Genomic DNA, 19,928 nt, shown 5'->3' with positions numbered 1-19,928 from the left:
TCTACAAGGCGTTTCCCGTCCTGAGTCGCGGTCGCGAGCTGGTACTGCATGACCCGGCACGCCACGGCCACAAGCAATTGAGGCGTCCATTATTCAATTGGGCGAAGTGCGCGCGACCTCGTCCGATTACAGGACAGCGCGCGTGTCCGCAGCCAAGCCGCGTCTTGCAAAAATTGCGCGGGATTGCCGCACGCTCGCGCGCGACGCGCGGGCAGACGTAAAAACTTCTGGAAGAAGATCCAGACAATTTTAGACGTGATGCGGGCTTTAACGTTACCCAGATAATTCAACAATCGACTGAAGCTCTCCATATTTGAAACTGCTCCCATCGCTAACACCTGTCGCGGAACGGGAGTGGTTTGCGATGAACGATGAACTTGTTGAGCTCGCCGGACGGAGGCCCAAAACCTTCGGACGGCGAAAGGTAACGCCGCGCGCATGCGTCGCCGACGGCAAGCGCCATCTGCGCGCATTCCTCGCCGAGGTGCTGGAGGATCTTGGTTTCGTCACCAGCGAATGCGCCAGCGCGGACGAGCTGCAGACCGTGCTGACCCGCGAGTTGCCGGACCTGATCCTGCTCGGCATCGCCGCCGACGGCATCGAGCCCGGCACGTTTCTGGAGACGCTGGTGCGCGAGGCCTTCGACGGCAAGGTTCTCGCCGTCGGCGCCCGCGAGTCCATCATCGTCAGGGCCGTGCAGCAGGTCGGCGAGGAATACGGCCTCGCGATGCTGCCGCCACTGACCACACCGTTTGCCGCGGAGACGCTGCGCGAGCGCGTCGCGATGCTGCTGCCGGACGAGCCGGCGCCGAGCCCGGCCGTGTATGTCGGCGAGGCGCTTCATGCCGGCTGGCTCGAGCTCTGGTACCAGCCCAAGATCGACGCGCGCACCTTGGTCCGCAGCGGCGCCGAGGCGCTGGTGCGGATGCGGCATCCGACCTGGGGCGTGGTGCCGCCCGCCTACTTCATCCCCGAAGAGCACGATCCGCATTTGCGCGAGCTCTCGGAGTTCGTGATCGAGCGCGCCTTGCAGGACTGGCACTATCTCCTGGAGCAGCAGAGCCCGGTCGATCTCTCGATCAACCTGCCGTCGTCGTATCTGAAGGAGCCGCTGGCGGTGCGCGATCTCTGCCGCCGCATGCCGACGCATCCGGCCTTCGGCGGGCTGACGATCGAGATCGACAGCGAGGAGGCGATCCGCGATCTCGAATTCCTCGTCGAGGTCGCCCGCGAGGTGCGCCTGCACAATATCGGCCTGTCGATCGACAATCTCGGCGCCAACTGGCCGTCACTGATGGATCTGGACAAGATTCCCTTCATCAAGCTGAAGGCCGACCGGCACTTCGTCACCGGCAGCGGCAGCGATCGGCTGAAGCGCACGGTGTGCCGTCACATCGTCGAGCTCGCCCACGCCTACGGCGCGCGCACCGTGGCCGAAGGCGTCGAGAGCCGCGCCGACCTCGTCGCCGCCAACGAGCTCGGCTTCGACCTCGTGCAGGGTTTTCTGTTCGGCAAGCCGATGCCGCTGAAGAAGTTTGCAAGGAGCGCGCTGACGCGGACGGTGATGGGGCAGGCGTGAGGCACAGGCCTCACGCCAACCGCCGCGCGAAGACGAAGACGCACACGACCACGAGTGCGATCGCTGCGATCACCCCCATGAAGGACAGAGATCTCCTAGCGGCAGACCCAGGCGCCATTGACCAGCACGCGGGCGCACGTCGGTGCCGCGACAGCGGCGCCTACGGCCGCTCCACCGACTACGGCGCGGCGCGTCGTTCGCCGCGCGACGCCGGCGACACTCACTGGGGTCGCTGGTCGCCCTACGCGGGCCTGTGCGCTCTGAACCGAGAATGAAAGACCATCCTCCTCCGACCACTGCACCGAGCCCATGGCTGCGCAGGCAATAACGGCGCCGGCTAGCCAAAATTTGGTTCCGTGTCGCATGACGTGCTCCTTCCCTTGCTTTCTGCGGATTTCTGTCAGTCGCGTGAGGATGCCGATCACCGTCCCATCAGCGAAACGAGCAGACCAGCCAGGCGGATGCTGTCACTGTGATCGCGAAACAGGGCACGCGATGCACCGGGGAGATAACTCTCCCATCCAGTGCGGCACTGCGTGCAAGAACAGACGTTGATCTAGATCAACGTTGGCAGTCGCATAACGACCGCGCCGAGGTGTGGTCGCGAGCCAATGACCAGATGGAAGCGCGTTCGATCAAGGTCATCAACTTCAGACCCTGGTCGGGAACTGCGATGCACCGCCTCAGGCATATCGCCGCGCGAAGAAGACGCAGACGACCACGAGTGCGGTCGCGGCGATCATGCTCCATGCGACCGGCTCGTGCAGCAGGAAGCCGGCGAGCGCGAGACCGAAGAACGGCTGGAGCTGCTGCAACTGACCGACCCAGGCAATGCCGCCGACCGCAAGGCCCCGGTACCAGAAGATGAAGCCGACGAACATGCTGAAAACGGAGACGTAGGCGAGCCCGATCCAGGCGGGCACACCGACGCCGCTCCACGTCGACGGCCATGTCACGATCGCGACCGGCACCATCAGCGGCAGCGCGAGCAGCAGCGCCCAGGAGATCACCTGCCAGCCGCCGAGGCGGCGCGACAGCGCGGCGCCTTCGGCATAGCCGAGCCCGCACAGCACGATGGCCGCGACCATCAGGAGATCGCCGGTGAGCGAGGCCGAGCCGTCGTTCGACAGGGCAAAGCCCGCGACCGTGGCGCTGCCCAGGACAGCGAACAGCCAGAACAGCGGCTGCGGCCGCTCGCCGCCGCGCAGCACCGCGAAGATCGCCGTCGACAGCGGCAAGAGCCCGATGAAGACGATCGAATGCGCGGAGGTGATGTGCTGGAGCGCGAGCGCCGTGAGCAGGGGGAAGCCGACCACGACGCCGATGGAGACGATGGTGAGCGAGACGAGATCCTTCCGCTGCGGCCGCGCCTGGCGGAGCAGGCCGAGCACGGCCACACCGATCAGTGCCGCGATGACCGCGCGGGCGGACGTCAGGAACAGCGCGGAGAAACCACCGACCGCCACGCGCGTCGCCGGCAAGGAGCCGCTGAAGATGATGACGCCGAGAAGCCCGTTGCCCCAGCCACTGCCTGCAGATTGCATGTCCGTCTCGCTTTTTGGGTCACGATCATCGGCCGTCGCCGGTGGCGAGACCAGCGACAATCCAGTACAATCCGGCAAAACTGTATGGATATGGAAGGTAATACACCTTGGGCGGCGAGGCACAAACGAAGGGACGGGGCGGGACGCGGACCAGCGACGTGATGGGCGCGATCCGCGCCAAGGTCGCGGCCCGCGCACTCAGTGCCGGCGACCGCCTGCCGTCGATCCGCAGCCTTGCCGCGACAATGGGTGTTTCGCCGTCCACCGTCGTCGAAGCCTATGATCGGCTGGCCGCCGACGGCCTGATCCGCGCCCGTCGCGGCTCGGGCTTCTATGTCTCATCGGCCGTCACCCCGCCGCTGGCGCTGACCGAAGTCGAGCCCCGCCGCGACCGGGAAGTTGATCCGTTCTGGGTTTCCCGACAATCGCTCGACACGGACGATGCCGTACCAAAACCCGGCTGCGGCTGGCTGCCGCCGGAGTGGATGCCGGAGGCGGCCTTGCGCCGCGCCACCCGTGCGCTTGCCCGCACCGACGCGAGCGTGCTGACCAATTACGGCAGCACCAGCGGCTCCCCTGCCCTGCGCCGGCTACTGCTCGCGCGCCTCGCCGAAGACGCGATCGAGGCCTCGATCAACCAGTTGATGCTGACCGGTTCGGGCACGCAGGCAACCGACCTGATCTGCCGCTTCCTGCTCCGTCCCGGCGATACCGTGCTGGTCGACGATCCCTGCTACTTCAATTTTCGTGCGCTGCTGCGGGCGCATCAGGCGAAGATCGTCAGCGTGCCCTTTACGCCGTCGGGCCCCGATATCGCGCGCTTCGAGCAGATCCTCGCGACTGAGCGGCCGCGGCTCTACATCACCAATTCAGCGCTGCACAATCCGACCGGCGCGACGATCTCGCTCCAGACCGCGCACCGGCTTCTGACTGCGGCCGCGACGCACGACCTCACCATCATCGAGGACGACATCTTCGGCGACTTCGAACCGGAGCGCTCGCCGCGCCTTGCCGCGCTCGACGGATTGAACCGCGTGATCCGCATCGGCAGCTTCTCCAAGACGCTGTCGGCCTCGGTGCGCTGCGGCTACATCGCAGGGCGAGCCGACTGGATCGAGCACCTCGTCGACCTCCAGGTCGCGACCAGTTTTGGCGGCCCGAGCCCGGTGGCGACCGAGATCATCGCCAAGGTCCTGGCCGGCGGCAGCTATCGCAAGCACATGGACGAGCTCAGGCAGAAGCTCACGCGCACGCGCCGCGACGTCGCGCGAAAACTTCAGGCGCTGGGCATCGAGCCCTGGCTGATGCCTCGCGGCGGCTTTTTCCTCTGGTGCCGCCTCGCGGGCGGACAGGATGCCACCGCCGTCGCGCGCGCCGCGCTCGAGGAGGATGTGGTGCTCGCGCCGGGCAACGTCTTCAGCGTGTCGCAGACGGCATCGGACTTCCTGCGCTTCAACGTGGCGCATATGAGCGATCCGCGGATGTGGGACGTGCTGGGGCGGGCGCTGAAGGCCAAATGATCAGCGCCTAGTATAACGGCTCCTCATAGACCGGCTCGCCGTCGAGCAGCAGCCGCTTGATGGCGGCGCGGCCTGAGGGGAGTACGGCGGCGACGACCCGGAGTTTCTGCTGGTTGCGGGCTTGCTCGAGCTTCTTACCCTCGCCTTCGGGCACGAAATAGCTTTCGAGACCGTATTTGATCGCCAGTTTCTCGCAGAAGACGTGCGGGCCCGAGCCGCAGGTTCCGCCGTAATAGGAGACGCGGCCACGGATCAGCACTTCGGGAGCCGTGACCGTGACGGGCTCGGCATGCACCGAGACGGCCTCGTAGAGACCATTGGCATTCGGCGCGAGCTTGACGAACACGACGGGCTTGCGCTCGGCCGCCGGCTGGCCGGCGAGCGTGCCCGCCGGCAGTTGCGAGATGTCGTAGCGGAGCACGACATAGTCGCCGCGCAGGAGATCGCGGGGATCGACCGGCTGCGTCTGCAACGTCACCTCACGGCCTTCGCGCAGGATCTGCATGCGATCGGCGACCATCAGCACCAGCAGCACGCATTGAAGCAGGACGGCGACACCGAACAGCACGGCTTTCGGGATGCGCTGCCAGAGTTTTGTAACGGACGTGGTCAATTCTATCATCGCTGAGCCCTCGGCAGCGCGCGATTGAGCGCGGTGGCAAATACGACGGCAATCACACCGGCCGCGGCAAGGAAAGCCGAGCGGCGCAGCAGCGAGCCTTTCACCGCCCAGGTGATGCCCGCGATGACGCCGGCGATCCCGAGCCAGCCGGCAACGATCCGCGGACGCACATCATCGAGCACACCGGAGACGACGAGGCACAGCATGGCGCAGAGCAGCGCGGCATAGGCGAACCAGGGCTCGCCGGCCGTGGATGCCGGCCATATCGGCGCTGCGAGCAGGACGAGCCCGATCGAACATGCCGCAAGGATTTCACCTGCACGCCTGGTGATCCCTGCGGACGCAAGCGCGAGGATCACGCCAACGGCCCCGCACAGGATTGCCCAAAGCGGCTGGGCCGGCACCGTGCTGTTCCGGAAGCGGATGATGTCGTCGACCGTTGTCACCTCCAGGCAAGCGACGGCGGCCAGCGAAAACGCTCCGTAGATCGACAGGACGATCCCGAGGCGCAGCGCCCTCGGCGACGGCACAGCGGCGATCGCGAGCCCGGCGCCGAACAGCAGGGCGGCGCCGTTCGCGAGCACGAACGACGGCTGGGCACCGTCGAGCTCGAAGCGGAGCGATGTCGCGATCCACCACGGAAGCAGCGCGACCGCGACGAGATGGGCCGCCACGCGGGAATTCCATGCAAGCGCGAGCGCGGCGGCGATCAGCCAGACCGCCACGAACGGAAGATGCAGGACATCAGGCGCATCATAGCTGCGCATGCAGGTCCAGATGCAGGCCGCGACAAGGGCGACCGCAAGCGCGCCGCGCGATCCGGTCAGCAGTGCGGCGGCAAATGCTCCGATCGACCACAGCAGCATGCCGCCGGCGAAGTCCTCGCCGAGATGATACATCTGGCCGACCAGCGCGATGCCCGCGCCGAAGATGATCGCGCCGATGCTCGCACAGAGATCGGCGAGAATCGTGCGGCCCGTTGCGGCAAACCACGCCCCGAGGCCGCCGGCGACGACCATGCCGGCGATCAGGATCGCGAACCGCAGCAGCCGCGGGATCTCCGTCCAGTGCGCCGCGACGAAGGCGAGGAAGGCGGCTGCGATCAAGAGGCCACCGACGATGGCAACGACGACGGCGATGTTGATGCCGGGCGAGAGCGGCGGCAGCGCGCTGCGGATGGAGGTGGCAGCCGCCGGCGCGATCACGCCGTCGGCTTCCCACTGCGAAAGATCAGCCTCGAGGCGCTGCCGGTAGGTTTTGTCGAACATCGTCGTGAAACACCTCGCTCCCTGCGGGCTGGCGGGATGCTGTTGGTCGGGCCGCGACGGTAGCAGGTTCAACCTGTCACCGCTCTGGTCGCGAGGGCACCGGGCGCGCGTCCCCCGGCGGCAGCGGCTTCGCATTCACGGTCGACCCGAGTAAGTCACCGGCCGTCATGATGATGACCCGCCATGCAGAAACTGACGAACTCGAGGCAGGACGAGATCGACCGCACTCAGTTCGGCTTCATGGGTCAGGCCGTCCAGGATCACGAGCTGTACTTTGGTCGACTGCAATGCAGTCCCGATGGTCTGCGCGTTCCCGAGCGCGGGAACTTCCATTACGCGGGCCACTCCCAGCGTCGCCGCCTCGATATCCAGCGTGCGTAGAATATGACATCCGGCGATTCATTGGTCAGATCGTTCAAGCGTAGCCGCGCGCGAATTTTGATTTCACGCAACAATTCATCGCACGTGCTTGGGAATTCGAGCATCGCAGCGCCCGACGAGAATACGGTGTTCATGACAACCCCAGCGAGGCGTCCGACACTCCCGCTATTGCCGAACAAAGGGCTCGTCATCGTTGGCCCTCCCCAATACCGATCGAAGGGACCGGATCGCCGGAGGAAAACGAACAACCTCTCGAAGGGTGAGAGCCTCTTGTGCGGGAAGGCGCCCCTTCGGCACCTACGCGAGGTTATAAGGTCGTCTTCAAAAGGACGCAAGCTGGTCGGGACGGCGGGCCGTGACGACTTTGAACCTTCCGTCCCCAAGTATCGGCAGTCTACCGCAAAGGGATTCGCATGACGCCAACTCACGCACTGACGTCCATCCTTCCCTGCAACGACCTCGACGCCTCGGAGAAATTCTACGCCCGGCTCGGTTTTACGCGCGCGGACGGCGACAAGCCGGAGGACGGTGAGGACAGCTATCGCATCCTCTCCGATGGAAAGGGCGGCCATCTCCATCTCACCGATGCCGTCGAAGGCTGGCTGATCAGAGGCCGCAACCCGTTCGGCCTCTATCTCTACACCGAGGCCGTCGACGAACTCGCGCGAGAGTTTTCGGGCGAGTTGGCCAACGGACAGGCGCCGGAGGACACGCCGTGGGGAATGTACGAGTTTGCGCTGTCGGACCCGGACGAGACCCTGGTCAGGATCGGCTGGCCGTCACGGCTCCGTCAGAACAAGCTAGCTTGAGCGGCGGAGAGGAAGGCCTAGGACGTGGACTCATTAGCGCCGAGCCATAGCCTGATTGAAGCGAGTTGGACGAAGGCGAGATAGTTGGCGGCAAGCTTGTCATAACGCGTCGCCACCCGACGGCATTACTTGATCCTGCTGAAGAAGCGCTCAGTGCGGATGCACGCGGACAATCGACGTGTCGCAGACGCTCTTCTTACGTGGAGTAGCAAGCACCCAGCGTGTCGATGATGCGACCCCAGAGACCAGCCCGCCGCTAACGATGATTCTCCTCCTCTGCGCCCGGATTTATTCCGACTTCGTCGTTGCCCTCTTCATAGTGCTGTCGCGAAGCGATCGGTGGCGCGCACCAGTTGATCGAGGATACCTGGCTCCGACCAGGCATGACCTGCACCCTCGACCAGATGGAATGCGGCATCAGGCCACGCCCTATGCAGCGCGTACGCATATCGGGCTGGACAGGGCATGTCGTAGCGGCCGTGAACAATGGCTCCCGGGATACCGCGGAGACGGTGAGCGTTGCGCAGAAGTTGCCCTTCCTCCAGCCAGCAATCGTGAACGAAATAGTGGTTCTCCAATCGCGCAAACGCGAGCGCAAATTGGTCGTCGCCAAACGATGTCGAGAATGCTGGATTAGGCAGCAGCGTGATCGTTTCGCCCTCCCAAATAGCCCAAGCCTTGGCGGCCTCGAGCTGGGTGGCTCGATCGTCGCCCGTCAGCCGGCTGCGATACGCCGCAATCATGTCGCCTCGCTCGCTCAGGGGTATCGGTGCCTGGAACTTTTCCCACTTCTCCGGAAAGATCTCTGAAACGCCGAACTGATAGTACCATTGCAGCTCCGCCTTGGTGACGGTGTAGACGCCACGGAGAACAAGCTCGCTGACGCGGTCGGGATGCGTTTCTGCATAAGCTAACGCGAGAGTCGATCCCCACGAGCCACCGAACACGAGCCATTTGTCGACGCCTGCAAGTTCACGCAAGCGCTCGATGTCCGATACCAAATGCCAAGTCGTATTCGCCTCGAGCCCCGCATACGGAGTTGATTGCCCACATCCTCGCTGATCGAAGAGCATGACATCATATCGATTGGGATCAAACAGACGCCTATGTTCAGGGGACAAACCACCGCCCGGTCCGCCGTGCAGGAAGACCGCCGGCTTCGCGCCCGGCGTCCCCACCCGTTCGTAATAAACCCGGTGACCTTCTCCAACGTCGAGGGTGCCAGCGCTATAGGGCTCGATGGGTGGGTACATGGACCTCAACTGACTCATACGGCCTCCGTTTGGCACCACGAGGTTCGATTAGCACGCCGCGATCATGGTGGTTTCGGTTATAGGAGCAAAGCGGACGAAGCCACCAGTCACAGGTCGCACCGGGTTTATAGGTACACGGCCTAGTTCGCCTTGATGCCGGCCTCGCTGATGAGCTTGCCCCATTTCGTGCTCTCGCTCTGAATGAAGCGGCCGAACTGCTCCGGCGAGGTCGGGGCGGGCTCTGCGCCGAGGGTCCGGATCTTCTCGGCCACCACCGGGTCTTTCAGGGCTTTTGTGAAAGCCTCGTTCAGCCTGCTGATGACGTCCGCAGGCGTGCCTGAGGGAGCAACGAGCCCGAACCAGCCCACGGATTCAAAGCCCGCAATACCGCTCTCGGCAAGGGTCGGCACATCGGGCAGGGATGGGAGGCGACGCACCGAGGAGACGCCGACGGCGTTGAGCTTGCCTTCGAGAATTAGTTGCCTCGATGCAGGAATATCCAGCACCGCGAAGGGGACATGTCCCGCAAGGACATCAACCGCTGCCGGCGCCGTCCCGCGATACGGAACGAGCTCCATGCTGATCCCCGCCTTCTGCGTGAACAGCGCGGCCGTCAGATGCATCGCGGTCGAATTGCCGCCGTGCCCGATCGACAGCGCGCCTGGCTTCGCCTTGGCGAGCGCGATCGTCTCTGCGGCATTGTGCGCGGGCACGTCCGCGGACGCGACCAGCACAAAGGGAATTTCCGCCAGCAGGGTGATCGGCGCGAGATCCTTTGGGTCGAACGGCATCGACGAATTGAGGTGCGGGTTCACCGTCAGCGCGCCCGCCGGCGCAACGCCGAGCGTGTAGCCGTCGGGCCTGGCCTGGGCCACCGCGGCCATGCCGATATTGCCCCCTGCCCCGGCGCGGTTCTCGATCACCAGGCTCTGCTTGAGCTCGGCGGTGACCAGCGGCTCGAGCGCACGGATGACGGTGTCGGCGCTGCCGCCGGGCGGAAAGGTCACGATGATCTTGATCAATTGGTCCGGATAGGCTGCGCGGCCGGCTTCCAGCGGCAACACGGCGAAAGTCGCGGCCGTCAGCGCGGCCAGAATGCGGCGCCTTGCAACGTGAAACAATTTCTCCTCCCCCATTACGTATTCTTGTTTGTAGGCACGACCAGGCTGCCGTGCCGTCGGCAGGCAGCCTGCTATTCGATCACGCCGCAGCACCAGTGATGCGCGCAAGCAGGCCTTCTGGATTTTCCGGCGCGGCCTGCCCGCGCCAGGCGATGTGCTGGTCGGGTCGTGCCAACACGAGCTTCTCGGCATAGGCCCCATTCGCCTCATCCGACGCGATGTCGACCAGCGCAAGCGGCATGCCGCGCTGTTCTGCGGCAGAGAGCAGCCGCGCCACATCGATCGTCGGGTCGAGCCGGAGTAACGTGTAGCCCGCTCCGAAAGCATCGTAGAGCGATCGTCCGTCGCGCAAGAAGACATGCGGCGCGCGGGCGCCCGGCACGGTAGACGGCGTAAAGCTTCCCATCGCGTAGGCCGGCGGGGTTTCGCCGTCATAGGCGATGATCGGCGAGGCATCGTAGTAGTAGCCGAAGTTGAGGCCCGCGCAGCAATATTGCTGCACGTTGAGATCGTAGGCCGCCTTGGCAAGCGATGCGCGCGTCGCGTGGCCGCGCGGCGTGTCATCCTCGATCTCCGCGGACACGCCGCCGCGTTGCGCCATCATCTTCATCGCATGGTCCATGGCAAAGCGGGACACCTGATCGGTGATGGGCTGGCGCTCCGCCTCATAGGCATCGAGGATCGAAGCCGGCGCCCAGCCGTTCAGATGCGCCGCCAATTGCCAGCAGAGATCGACGGCATCAGCGATGCCCGCATTCATGCCGTAGCCCGCATAGGGCATCCACAGATGCGCGGCGTCGCCGCAGATGAAGACCCTGCGGTCGCGGAAGCGATCGGCCACCAACCGGCGCCCGACCCAGTCCTCCTTGCTGAGGATTTTGTACTCGAACCGCGCGTCGACGCCGAGGATGGCACGGATCGACCAGTCGCGATCGACCGAGTCGAACTCAGGCTCGTCGGGCCTCAGATGATTATGGATCAGCCAGCGGTCGTGGCCGTCGATTGCAACCGTCGTGCCGGAGCGGCGCGGGTTGAGCGAGAGCACCATCCAGGCCGGCTTGTGCGCGCCCATCAGTTCCTTCAGTTGCGGCGCCTCGATGAAGGTCGATTGCACCCGCTGGATCACCGGCGTGCCGGACAGGCTGGCGCCGATCGATTTGCGAACCAGCGAGCGGCTGCCGTCGCAGCCGACCACGAAGTCGGCTTCGATGCGGAGAGAATTTCCGCTGTCGAGGTTGCGACCTAGCGCGACCACACGATCGTCGTCCTGCTCGATATCGGTGATTTCCGTGCGCGCCAAAATGGTGATGCGCGGCTGAGCGGCGGCGTGGCTGAACAGGATCGGCTCGAGATAGACCTGGTTGATCCGGTGCGGCGGCTCGGGCGTCGGCCACCAGGTGTCGGGGCCGCCGGTGGCGCTGTAGCGGCGCGCGCGCGAGGGAATGTTGATACGGCAGAGCTCGATGCCGGTCGCCGTGGTCCGGTAGGAGCAGTCGTTCGGGAAGTCCGCGGGCAGGCCTGCGTCGCGGAGCTTTGCGGCGACGCCGAGCCTGCGAAAGATTTCCATCGAGCGCGCCGAGACGTGATTGCATTTGACGCTGGGCGGATCGCCGGCGTGGCGGATCTCCGCAACGACGACGTCGATCCCGCGCGAGGCCAGATCCATGGCCGCGGTCAGTCCCACGGGCCCGGCGCCCACGACCAGCACCTGTGTCCTCATGCTCGTTTCCATCCCCTTGCATCATCGCGGATTCGTTGCCCGCGCAGCATGCATTTTATTGCAGGCTATCTTATGCGATAAGTCGGAAAGAACTCATCAATTCATGAGCTTTTCCGATGAATGTCACCTTGCGACAATTGCGGGCCTTCACTGGCGTGTATCGCACGCGCAGCATCACGCGCGCCGCGCGCGAGCTGGGCATCACGCAATCGGCCGCGAGCCTCCTGATCCAGCAGCTCGAAGTGCAGCTCGGCGTCAAACTGTTCGACCGCTCCACGCGTTCGGTGCAGCCGACGCTGGCCGCCGACGAGGCCTTTCACGCCGCCGAACGCATGCTGAGCGATGCGCTGGGCCTGTCACGGCGCATGCATGACCTCGCGCAGGCGCGCGCCGGCCGCGTCGCGTTCGTCGCGTCGGCGGGCGCCGCTTCGGCACTGCTGCCGCAGGTTCTCGCGAAATTCCGCGCAGGCCATCCCGAGATCGACATCGACATGCGTGACGTCGCCGCCGACGACCTCGTTCCGCGCCTGATCGCAACCGATGCCGAGTTCGCGATCGGCAGCGTCGAGGGTGAGTTCGCGGAGATGACGATCGAGACGCTGACCCGCGGGCGGCTGAGCGCGATCGGCCGTCGCACCGCCGACTTCGCCGCGCGGCGCGAGCTGACATGGGATGAGCTGGCGCAGCTCCCGACCATCGCGATGCGGCGCGAGACGCGAATCCGCATGCAGATCGACCAGGCCCTCGGCGCGCAGGGCAAGCACCTTTCTCCGACCTATGAGGTCACTCTGATCAACACCGCGCTCGCCATGACAGCCCAAGGCCTCGGCCTCGCCATCCTCCCCGCAACGATGCTGCCGGCCGACCAATTCCCGACGCTGATCGCAAGACCTCTGATACGCCCGGCGATCACCCGCCCGGTGTCGCTGCTGCAGCGTCAGGGACGCACGCTGTCGCCGGCAGCGCAGGCGTTTGTGGCGACGGCTCGGACGGTGCTGGCGGGGCCGTGATCAACGCCGCAGGCCGCTGCTCGGGCTACTCCGCGAGATTATGCTGCTGCCAGCGCAGCAGATAGGCCTGCAATCGCCAGATCAACGCGGACAGCGCGACGCCGACCAGCATCAGCACGACGACGGCGACCATCATTCCCGATGCCTCCGCGCGTGCCTCGGATTCGATGATCAGGCGCCCGATTCCCCGTTCCGCACCAATGAACTCGCCGACGATCACGCCGATCAAGGCGAAGGAGATCGCAGGCGTCAGCGAGGCAAAGACCCAGGCCATGGTCGAGGGGATGACCACCGTGCGGGTGATCTGCCACTCGCTGGCGCCGAGCAGCCGCGCCGCGTTGACAAAACCCTCGTCGATCGAGCGCGCCCCTTCGAACGTATTGAAGAACACGAGGAAGACGACCACGATCCACGACGTGACGATCTTCGAGGTATCGCCGATGCCGAAGGCCAGCACGATGATCGGCGCCAGCGCGATGCGGGGGATCGAATTCACCGCCGTGATGAACGGCTGGAAGATCGCGCTGAGCCGGTCCGAACGGCCGAGCACGAGGCCCGCGGCAAAGCCGCTGCTGACGCCGGTCACGAAACCGAAGAACGTGTTCTTCAGGGTGACGGCGGTCGCGATCCAGAGATTGTTCTCGGATCGCGCCATGCAGCGGGCGAACTCACCATTGAACCAGCCGTTGAACACGCCGAGCTTCGACTTGAGGCAGCTCAGGATCAGGAAGTGCTCGAAGATGTCGGACGGCTTGGACACGAAATAGGGGTCGAGCAGATCCGGCACCAGCCAGGGAAGGCGCCCGTGCAGATCGTACCCCCACTGCCAGATCGACAGGAAGCCGACGCAGATCAACATCTGCCATGCGAACGTTCTGCCGGGGCGGCGCGCGCTCCTCATGGCTTGCGGCCCTTGATGAATTCCTCGCCGAGCGAGTGCCAGATCAGCTGGAACAGCTCCGCATAACGCGGCGTCTCCCGGATCTTCACGGCATTGCGCGGGCGGGCGAAATCCACCTCGAAACTCTCCTTGATCCGGCCCGGCCGCGCGGAAAACAGAATGATGCGGTCTGCCAGCGTCAGGGCCTCGCCGAGATCATGGGTCACGAACAGCACGGTCTGCTGCTCGCGTTCCCAGATGCGCAGCAGCACATCGTGCATGTCGATCTTGGTGTGGGTGTCGAGCGCGCCGAACGGCTCGTCCATCAGCAGAACCTGCGGCTCGACGACCAGCGTTCGCATCAAGGCGGCGCGCTGGCGCATGCCGCCCGACAGCGCCGAGGGATAGGCATTGTCGAAATCCTGCAGCCCGGCTTGCATCAAGCAGGCACGGACACGATCCTTTCGCTCCGCCGCCGGGACACCCGCCAGTTCGAGGCCGTAACCGATGTTGTCGGCGACGGTCCGCCAGGGAAACAGGGTGTCGCGCTGGAACACATAGCCGACATTGGGCGTCGCCTGTCCGGGGACGACGGGCGTACCATCAATCAGGATCTGACCGCTGGTCGGCTTGACCAGGGTTGCGATCATGTTGAGGACGGTGCTCTTGCCCGAGCCGGATGGCCCCAGCAGGGCGACGAATTCGCCGCGCCGAACATTGAAGGAGACGTCGCGCACGGCCTCGATGGCGGCACCCGCCAGCTGGAAGGTCTTGCACAAACCGCGCACGTCGATGCGCCGCGTCTCAGGCGGCGTATCGACGTGTGGTGCGTGTAAAGCCTGGATCGTCAAGCCGGATAGGCCTTGCGTGCCGCTTCGATGAAGCTAGTGTTGACAACGTCGGCCATCGCGAGCGGCTTGATGCCGGTCATTTCACGAAACCAGACCTTCTGACCGCGCGCGAAGCTGGCGGCATCGATGATGCCTTCGTAATCGGTGACCTTCTTCATGACGCCGCTGTCGAAGATATTCGCATCGCGCGACGTGCTTCCGACGTAAGGCTCGATCATGTCATAGATCTCTTCGGGAGAGTGCCCCTTGATCCACAGGGTGGCGCGCCACAGCGCCGTGACGAACGCCTGCATCTTCTGCGGGTCCTTGTCGATGGTCGCCTGCAGCGTGAAATGAGACGTCACCGGGACCTTGCCGCCGATATACTTGGCCCAGACTGCCTCGTCCGTTCCATCGAACAACAGCGCACCCCAGCCCTGCTCCACTGAATCCTTCAGGATCGATGGCGAGTTGATGAGAACATCGACCTGCTTCGTCTTCAACGTGCCCATCATGGTGTCGACATTGCCGGTGCCGATCCAGGTCACCTTGTCGTCCAGCCCCATGGTTTCCATGTAGTAGGACGCCCAGACGTGGTTGGTGCCGCCCAGCGACGACACCGAGACGATCGGCTTTCGTCCGTCAGGCCGCTTCCACTTCGCCAGCGCCTCCAGGGTGGTGATGCCCTGATCGAACAGATCCTTGCGGATGATGAAGATCGCCGCGTTGCTTCTTGTATCGACCGGCATCAGGACCCGCGCGCTGCGGCCGTGATTGCTGAGCTGCATCGGGTGGGTGATGTCGCCGATACCGATATCGCCCTGGGACGAAGCGATGATCTCGCGCGTCTTCACGCCGCTGCCGCCCTGGATCAGCTTGCAGTCGAGGCCGGCCTCTTTGAAGAATCCGGCCCGGTCGGCGACGAATTGAGACTGATAGACCGGAATGGCCACCGGATAGATCACGCGGCCCGACGGGGTATCCGCCCACGCCCGTCCTGCCGCCATGGACGCACCGGCGCCGGCGACGATCGTCAACGCGGCCCGTCTGGTGACCCGAGTCCTCATCACGCGTGCTCCCTCTCCTTGCCGACCACCTTGTCGAGCGCGTTCAGAACCGCATCGCCCATCTCCTGGGTCGAAAGTCTTTTTGCGCCGGGTTCGGCGATATCGGCCGTTCTTGCGCCGGCAGCCAGCGCCGTATCCACGGCCTTCTCCAGCAGCGTGGCATCATCGGGCCGATTGAGGGTGATGCGCAACATCATTGCGACGCTGAGGATCGAGCCGAGCGGATTGGCGATGCCCTTGCCCGCAATATCAGGCGCGCTGCCGTGAACCGGTTCATAGAGCGCCTTGCGGCGGCCCAGCCGGTCCGGCGGCCCGAGCGAGACCGACGGCAGCATGCCCAGCGAGCCCGAGGCCATCGCGGCGCAATCGGAGAGAATGTCGCCGAAGATATTGCAAGTCACCATGACGTCGAACTGCGACGGCGCCCGCACGATCTGCATCGCAGCGTTGTCGACATAGAGGTGTGTCAGCTCCACATCGGAGAATTCCGCCTGATGCAGCGCGGTGACCTCCTCGCGCCACAGCACGCTGGTTTCCAGCACATTGGCCTTGTCGACGGAGCAGACCCGGCCTTTGCGCGTCCGCGCCAGTTCGAACGCGGTTCGCGCCACCCGGCGAATCTGGCTGGTGGTGTATTGCTGGGTGTTGAAACCGCGGCGCTGGCCGTCCGGCAGCGTTTCGATGCCGCGCGGTTCGCCGAAATAGATGCCGCTGGTGAGCTCGCGGATGATGATGAAGTCGACATCCTTCAGCACCGGGGCCTTGAGCGGCGCGGAGTCCGCCAGCGCCGGATTGGCGACGATGGGCCGGAGATTCGCATAAAGGTCGTACTTGCTGCGCAACGACAGCAGGCTTCCCGCCTTGCGCGCTGCCGGAGGGACCTCAGTGGTTTCAGGACCACCCGTCGCGCCCCAGAGTATCGCGTCGGCCTCCTCCATCGCCTCGACGGTGTCGTCCGGCAACACCTTGCCCGTCGCGAGATAGGGGATGAGACCGTATTGCGCTTCGCGCAGCGCCACGGGAATGCTGCGCCTCGCCGAAAACCATTTGAGAATGCGGTGAGACTGGTCGGTCACTTCAGGACCGATGCCTTCACCGCCGACCACGGCGACCTTGATCATGTTCGAGAGCGTGTTCATGCCAATTGTCCTGCCTGATGTCCTGCAAAGTGAATCCACGGCCGCGCGTCGCGGTCGGATGCCTGGAATGCGCGGATCTCGTGGTCGCGCCGCAACGTCAGCGAAATCTCATCGAGGCCTTCGAGCAAACCCGCACGCCGGCGCGGATCGATCTCGAAGACGTGCCGTACGCCCGATGGCGAGGTAACCGTCTGCTCCTGCAGATCGACGCTGACACGTCCCGCGCCCTGGCTCGCTTCGATCTCCGCGGCGAGGCCGTCGATGACGGCCTTGTCCAGCACCACCGGCAGGATGCCGTTCTGGAAGCAATTGGCGAAGAAGATGTCGCCGAAACCGGATCCGATGATGGCGCGGATGCCCATCTCCTGCAGCGACCACACCGCCGCCTCCCGCGACGAGCCGCAGCCGAAGTTCGGTCCCGTCACCAGAATTTCCGCTGCGCGATAGGGCTCGCGATTGAGGATGAACTCCGGATTATCCGAGCCATCAGGCAAATAGCGGAGCGAACCGAACGCCCATTTTCCGAGACTGCCGCGGACGGAATTTCCGATCATGCGGTTGATGCTGATGATGACGTCCGTATCGACATTGGTGCGCATGATCGGCGCCGCAGTCGCGGTCAGCTTGGTGAAGGCTTGCGGCATCTAGCGCTCCATCGTTCGGACGTCGGCGATGGCGCCGGACACCGCCGCCGCCACGGCCATGGCCGGGCTTGCCAGATGGGTGCGGGCACGCGGCCCCTGCCGGCCGATGAAATTCCGGTTCGACGTCGACACCGAGCGCTGGCCGGGCGGCACGGTCTCGCCGTTCGCGGCGAGGCACATCGAGCATCCGGGCTCGCGCCATTCAAAGCCCGCGTCGATGAAGATCTTGTCGAGCCCCTCGGCCATCGCATCGCGCCTGACGGTCTCCGACCCCGGCACGACCCAGGCCCGCACGCCTGGCGCAACCTTGCGGCCGCGCGCGACTTCGGCCGCGGCACGCAGATCGCTGAGGCGGCTGTTGGTGCAGGAGCCGATGAAGACCCAATCCACCGGCGTGCCGGCGATCGGCGCACCGGGCTTCAGGCCCATATAGTCGAGCGCGATCTCGATCGCGCCGCGGCGCGCGGGATCGGCGATATCAGCGGGATCCGGGATGCGGCCATCGACACCAAGGACGTGTTCGGGACTGGTGCCCCAGGTGATCTGGGGGATGATGGTTCCGACGTCGATCGACACCTCGCGATCGAACATTGCGTCGCTGTCGCTCCGCAGCGTCCGCCACGCCGCGACGGCCCGCTCCCACATCTCGCCTTGCGGCGCATAGGGACGGCCGCGGATATAATCGAACGTCGTTTCATCCGGCGCGATCAGCCCCATCTTGGCGCCGAGCTCGACCGACAGATTGCAGATGGTGAGCCGCCCTTCGATCGGCATGTCCCTGATCGCACTGCCGGCATATTCGACGGCATAGCCGGTGCCGCCGGCGGCTCCGACATGGCCGATCAAGGCGAGGATGAGGTCCTTCGCCGTCACGCCGAACGGCAACCGGCCGTCGAACGTCACCCGCATGGTTTTCGGCCGGCGCTGGATGATGGTCTGGGTCGCCAGCACATGCGTGAGCTCGCTGGAGCCGATGCCGAAGGCGAGCGCGCCAAGCCCGCCATGGGTGCAGGTGTGGCTGTCGCCGCAAACGATCAGGCAGCCGGGCAGGCTGAGACCGAGCTCCGGCCCGATGACATGGACGATGCCCTGCCCCGGCTGGTCGAGGTCGAACAGCCGGATGCCGCTGGCGGACGTCTCGGTCCGCAACGCCGCCAGCAGCTCCCACCCGGTCTTGATCGTGCCGGCACGTCCGGACGCCGTCGAAATCGCATGATCGGGCGTCGCGAAGGTCAGTTCGGGATTGTGGACCGGAATGTTGCGGCTTTTGAGATTGATCAGGCCGCTGGAGCCGCCGAGGTCATGCAGCAGATGGCGATCCACGTGAAGCAGATCGGTGTCATCGCTGACATGGGCGATGACATGCTGGTCCCAGATTTTGGCCAGCAGCGTGCGGCCACGCGTGTCCACGATCCGTCCTCCCCTGTTCGGCATCTGATGTGCCGTGTTGCCGCCGATCATGCCGACCGACAGCGAGCTTGAGAAGCAGGATAGAAGTCCGTCGCGGAAATGTGCAGTGACGGTTGGGCAGGGAGCCATCGCGGCCGGCGATGGCAGGCCGTCGGCAGGAGCGATGTCAGCTTCGGCCGCGCACGACCGTCAGCCGGTCGGAGACGCCGCCCATGGTGAGACGCGCATCATCATGGGTCCGCAAATGCTCCACCAGCAGCTTCGTCACCGAAGGCAACGACTTGTAATCGCGCACGCCGATGACCAGGTCGCGTCGCGCCCAGGACTCGTCGAGCGGGACGGTGACGAGACTGTCGACGCCGTAGCGGTCGCGAACGATCTCGAGCGGCACGATTCCGACCCCCATCCTGGCATCGACGACGCGGAACAGCGCATCGAAACTGCTGACGCGGATGCGCACCTTGAGGTGCTGCCCGAGTGCCGCGGCGGCCCTGACACACAGCGTCTCGATCGAGCTGCCCTTCTCCAGGCTGACGAAGTCGAAATCGACCAGCTCGCGGAAGCGAACGCTATCGCGGCCCGCCAGCGGGTGGTCGCGCGTGACCAGCGCGACCAGGCTGTCGCTGCGATAGGACAGCAGCTCCAGATCCTGCCCGTCGATGTTGCCGCCAAAAATGCCGATGTCGGCCCGGTTCTCCACCACCGCACGCACGATCGCGGGGCTGAGATCCTCCTCGATGTCGATGTGGACCAGCGGATGCCGTTCCAGGAACAGGCTGAGCTCGTCGGCGAGCGCTTCGAGGATCGCGGATTTGTTGGCACAGATCCGGATCAGCCCGCGCTTGCCCTGCCGGTATCCCGTCAGCTCGCTCTCGAGCTTGCTGAGATTTCCCAGGATGATGCGGGCGTGCTCGAGCAGGGCGAAGCCAGCCGGTGTCGGCTCGATCCCCTTCGAATGACGATGCAGCAGCTCGACCTGAAACAGGTCCTCGATATCCGAGACGCGCCGGCTGACCGCGGACGCGGCAATGTTCTTCTTCTCCGCCGCCTTCGCGATGCTCTGCTCCTCGACGATCGCCACGAACAATTGCAGCGTCAGCAGATCGATTTTAGCCGTCATCCGGAATGATC

At 64.9% G+C, this 19,928-nt stretch carries 18 protein-coding genes and 1 pseudogene; 5 read left to right on the top strand and 14 right to left on the bottom strand.

Going from position 1 to position 19,928, the window contains the following annotated elements:
- Positions 1–364: 364 nt before the first annotated feature.
- Complete coding sequence (locus AC0L3X_RS29115; protein ID WP_354132409.1) at positions 365–1,579, top strand: EAL domain-containing response regulator; 1,215 nt, start codon at positions 365–367, stop codon at positions 1,577–1,579.
- A 683-nt stretch (positions 1,580–2,262) separates the two neighbouring features.
- Here the strand turns inward: AC0L3X_RS29115 and AC0L3X_RS29110 are convergent.
- On the bottom strand, positions 2,263–3,123 hold the full coding sequence (locus tag AC0L3X_RS29110; RefSeq protein WP_473317035.1) for a DMT family transporter: 861 nt from the start codon (positions 3,121–3,123) through the stop codon (positions 2,263–2,265).
- 161 nt (positions 3,124–3,284) lie between these two features.
- On the opposite strand from AC0L3X_RS29110, the gene AC0L3X_RS29105 reads away from it, so the two are divergent.
- Entirely contained in the window at positions 3,285–4,643 is a 1,359-nt protein-coding gene (locus AC0L3X_RS29105) for an aminotransferase-like domain-containing protein (RefSeq protein WP_354132417.1), read from the top strand.
- A gap of 7 nt (positions 4,644–4,650) precedes the next feature.
- Here the strand turns inward: AC0L3X_RS29105 and AC0L3X_RS29100 are convergent, their stop codons facing one another.
- Complete coding sequence (locus tag AC0L3X_RS29100) at positions 4,651–5,265, bottom strand: GDYXXLXY domain-containing protein (RefSeq protein WP_354132407.1); 615 nt, start codon at positions 5,263–5,265, stop codon at positions 4,651–4,653.
- Positions 5,262–6,533, bottom strand: a complete 1,272-nt coding sequence (locus tag AC0L3X_RS29095) for a DUF2157 domain-containing protein (RefSeq protein WP_354132406.1) — start codon at positions 6,531–6,533, stop codon at positions 5,262–5,264. Before AC0L3X_RS29095 ends, AC0L3X_RS29100 begins: the two co-directional genes overlap by 4 nt.
- 183 nt (positions 6,534–6,716) lie before the next feature.
- On the opposite strand from AC0L3X_RS29095, the gene AC0L3X_RS29090 reads away from it, so the two are divergent.
- Positions 6,717–6,914: a hypothetical protein gene (locus AC0L3X_RS29090; protein ID WP_354132405.1), complete on the top strand. Its 198-nt coding sequence runs from the start codon at positions 6,717–6,719 to the stop codon at positions 6,912–6,914.
- A 413-nt stretch (positions 6,915–7,327) separates the two neighbouring features.
- Positions 7,328–7,723 carry a VOC family protein gene (locus AC0L3X_RS29085; RefSeq protein WP_354132404.1) on the top strand — a complete coding sequence of 132 codons (396 nt, stop codon included), beginning with the start codon at positions 7,328–7,330 and terminating at the stop codon, positions 7,721–7,723.
- Between the two features lie 17 nt (positions 7,724–7,740).
- On the opposite strand, the pseudogene AC0L3X_RS29080 reads toward AC0L3X_RS29085, so the two are convergent.
- The 4 genes and pseudogenes from AC0L3X_RS29080 to AC0L3X_RS29065 form a co-directional block, all read right to left on the bottom strand.
- Positions 7,741–7,881 (bottom strand): annotated as a pseudogene (locus AC0L3X_RS29080) (IS5/IS1182 family transposase); the annotation flags it as partial.
- Between the two features lie 156 nt (positions 7,882–8,037).
- Complete coding sequence (gene pip / locus AC0L3X_RS29075) at positions 8,038–8,994, bottom strand: prolyl aminopeptidase (RefSeq protein ID WP_354132403.1); 957 nt, start codon at positions 8,992–8,994, stop codon at positions 8,038–8,040.
- 122 nt (positions 8,995–9,116) lie between these two features.
- Entirely contained in the window at positions 9,117–10,097 is a 981-nt protein-coding gene (locus AC0L3X_RS29070; protein ID WP_354132402.1) for a Bug family tripartite tricarboxylate transporter substrate binding protein, read from the bottom strand.
- A 79-nt stretch (positions 10,098–10,176) separates the two neighbouring features.
- The gene (locus AC0L3X_RS29065) at positions 10,177–11,817 is read right to left on the bottom strand and encodes an FAD-dependent oxidoreductase (RefSeq protein ID WP_354132401.1); all 1,641 of its coding nucleotides are present in this window, start codon (positions 11,815–11,817) and stop codon (positions 10,177–10,179) included.
- 116 nt (positions 11,818–11,933) lie between these two features.
- Between AC0L3X_RS29065 and AC0L3X_RS29060 the strand changes: the two genes are divergently transcribed.
- Complete coding sequence (locus tag AC0L3X_RS29060) at positions 11,934–12,827, top strand: LysR family transcriptional regulator (protein WP_354132400.1); 894 nt, start codon at positions 11,934–11,936, stop codon at positions 12,825–12,827.
- Between the two features lie 25 nt (positions 12,828–12,852).
- Here the strand turns inward: AC0L3X_RS29060 and AC0L3X_RS29055 are convergent, their stop codons facing one another.
- From AC0L3X_RS29055 to AC0L3X_RS29025, 7 genes are all read right to left on the bottom strand, one after another.
- Positions 12,853–13,686 (bottom strand): ABC transporter permease, encoded by an 834-nt coding sequence (locus tag AC0L3X_RS29055; RefSeq protein ID WP_224517656.1) that lies wholly within the window; start codon positions 13,684–13,686, stop codon positions 12,853–12,855.
- 38 nt (positions 13,687–13,724) lie between these two features.
- The gene (locus AC0L3X_RS29050; RefSeq protein ID WP_354132399.1) at positions 13,725–14,558 is read right to left on the bottom strand and encodes an ABC transporter ATP-binding protein; all 834 of its coding nucleotides are present in this window, start codon (positions 14,556–14,558) and stop codon (positions 13,725–13,727) included.
- Positions 14,555–15,604 (bottom strand): ABC transporter substrate-binding protein, encoded by a 1,050-nt coding sequence (locus AC0L3X_RS29045; RefSeq protein ID WP_063980446.1) that lies wholly within the window; start codon positions 15,602–15,604, stop codon positions 14,555–14,557. Before AC0L3X_RS29045 ends, AC0L3X_RS29050 begins: the two co-directional genes overlap by 4 nt.
- Positions 15,604–16,743, bottom strand: coding sequence for a 3-isopropylmalate dehydrogenase (gene leuB, locus AC0L3X_RS29040; RefSeq protein ID WP_063980445.1), 1,140 nt, complete (start codon positions 16,741–16,743; stop codon positions 15,604–15,606). The genes AC0L3X_RS29045 and leuB overlap by 1 nt, the downstream gene beginning before the upstream one ends.
- Positions 16,740–17,387, bottom strand: a complete 648-nt coding sequence (gene leuD / locus AC0L3X_RS29035) for a 3-isopropylmalate dehydratase small subunit (protein ID WP_014490573.1) — start codon at positions 17,385–17,387, stop codon at positions 16,740–16,742. Before leuD ends, leuB begins: the two co-directional genes overlap by 4 nt.
- Complete coding sequence (gene leuC / locus AC0L3X_RS29030; RefSeq protein ID WP_425364319.1) at positions 17,388–18,821, bottom strand: 3-isopropylmalate dehydratase large subunit; 1,434 nt, start codon at positions 18,819–18,821, stop codon at positions 17,388–17,390.
- Positions 18,822–18,963: 142 nt separating this feature from the next.
- The gene (locus tag AC0L3X_RS29025) at positions 18,964–19,917 is read right to left on the bottom strand and encodes a LysR family transcriptional regulator (protein ID WP_063980444.1); all 954 of its coding nucleotides are present in this window, start codon (positions 19,915–19,917) and stop codon (positions 18,964–18,966) included.
- Positions 19,918–19,928 lie beyond the last annotated feature (11 nt).

The sequence above is a fragment of the Bradyrhizobium sp. MI1.7 genome (assembly GCF_055811795.1).
Note: the sequence above shows the minus strand (reverse complement) of the source record. Positions and strands in the feature narration are given on the sequence as shown.

Excerpts from the sequence above, each read along its gene's own strand:
- AC0L3X_RS29115 (WP_354132409.1), top strand. The coding sequence starts at position 365 with ATGAACGATGAACTTGTTGAGCTCGCCGGACGGAGGCCCAAAACCTTC.
- AC0L3X_RS29110 (WP_473317035.1), bottom strand. The coding sequence starts at position 3,123 with ATGCAATCTGCAGGCAGTGGCTGGGGCAACGGGCTTCTCGGCGTCATC.
- AC0L3X_RS29105 (WP_354132417.1), top strand. The coding sequence starts at position 3,285 with ATGGGCGCGATCCGCGCCAAGGTCGCGGCCCGCGCACTCAGTGCCGGC.
- AC0L3X_RS29100 (WP_354132407.1), bottom strand. The coding sequence starts at position 5,265 with ATGATAGAATTGACCACGTCCGTTACAAAACTCTGGCAGCGCATCCCG.
- AC0L3X_RS29095 (WP_354132406.1), bottom strand. The coding sequence starts at position 6,533 with ATGTTCGACAAAACCTACCGGCAGCGCCTCGAGGCTGATCTTTCGCAG.
- AC0L3X_RS29090 (WP_354132405.1), top strand. The coding sequence starts at position 6,717 with ATGCAGAAACTGACGAACTCGAGGCAGGACGAGATCGACCGCACTCAG.
- AC0L3X_RS29085 (WP_354132404.1), top strand. The coding sequence starts at position 7,328 with ATGACGCCAACTCACGCACTGACGTCCATCCTTCCCTGCAACGACCTC.
- pip (WP_354132403.1), bottom strand. The coding sequence starts at position 8,994 with ATGAGTCAGTTGAGGTCCATGTACCCACCCATCGAGCCCTATAGCGCT.
- AC0L3X_RS29065 (WP_354132401.1), bottom strand. The coding sequence starts at position 11,817 with ATGAGGACACAGGTGCTGGTCGTGGGCGCCGGGCCCGTGGGACTGACC.
- AC0L3X_RS29060 (WP_354132400.1), top strand. The coding sequence starts at position 11,934 with ATGAATGTCACCTTGCGACAATTGCGGGCCTTCACTGGCGTGTATCGC.
- AC0L3X_RS29055 (WP_224517656.1), bottom strand. The coding sequence starts at position 13,686 with ATGTTGATCTGCGTCGGCTTCCTGTCGATCTGGCAGTGGGGGTACGAT.
- AC0L3X_RS29045 (WP_063980446.1), bottom strand. The coding sequence starts at position 15,604 with ATGAGGACTCGGGTCACCAGACGGGCCGCGTTGACGATCGTCGCCGGC.
- leuB (WP_063980445.1), bottom strand. The coding sequence starts at position 16,743 with ATGAACACGCTCTCGAACATGATCAAGGTCGCCGTGGTCGGCGGTGAA.
- leuD (WP_014490573.1), bottom strand. The coding sequence starts at position 17,387 with ATGCCGCAAGCCTTCACCAAGCTGACCGCGACTGCGGCGCCGATCATG.
- leuC (WP_425364319.1), bottom strand. The coding sequence starts at position 18,821 with ATGCCGAACAGGGGAGGACGGATCGTGGACACGCGTGGCCGCACGCTG.
- AC0L3X_RS29025 (WP_063980444.1), bottom strand. The coding sequence starts at position 19,917 with ATGACGGCTAAAATCGATCTGCTGACGCTGCAATTGTTCGTGGCGATC.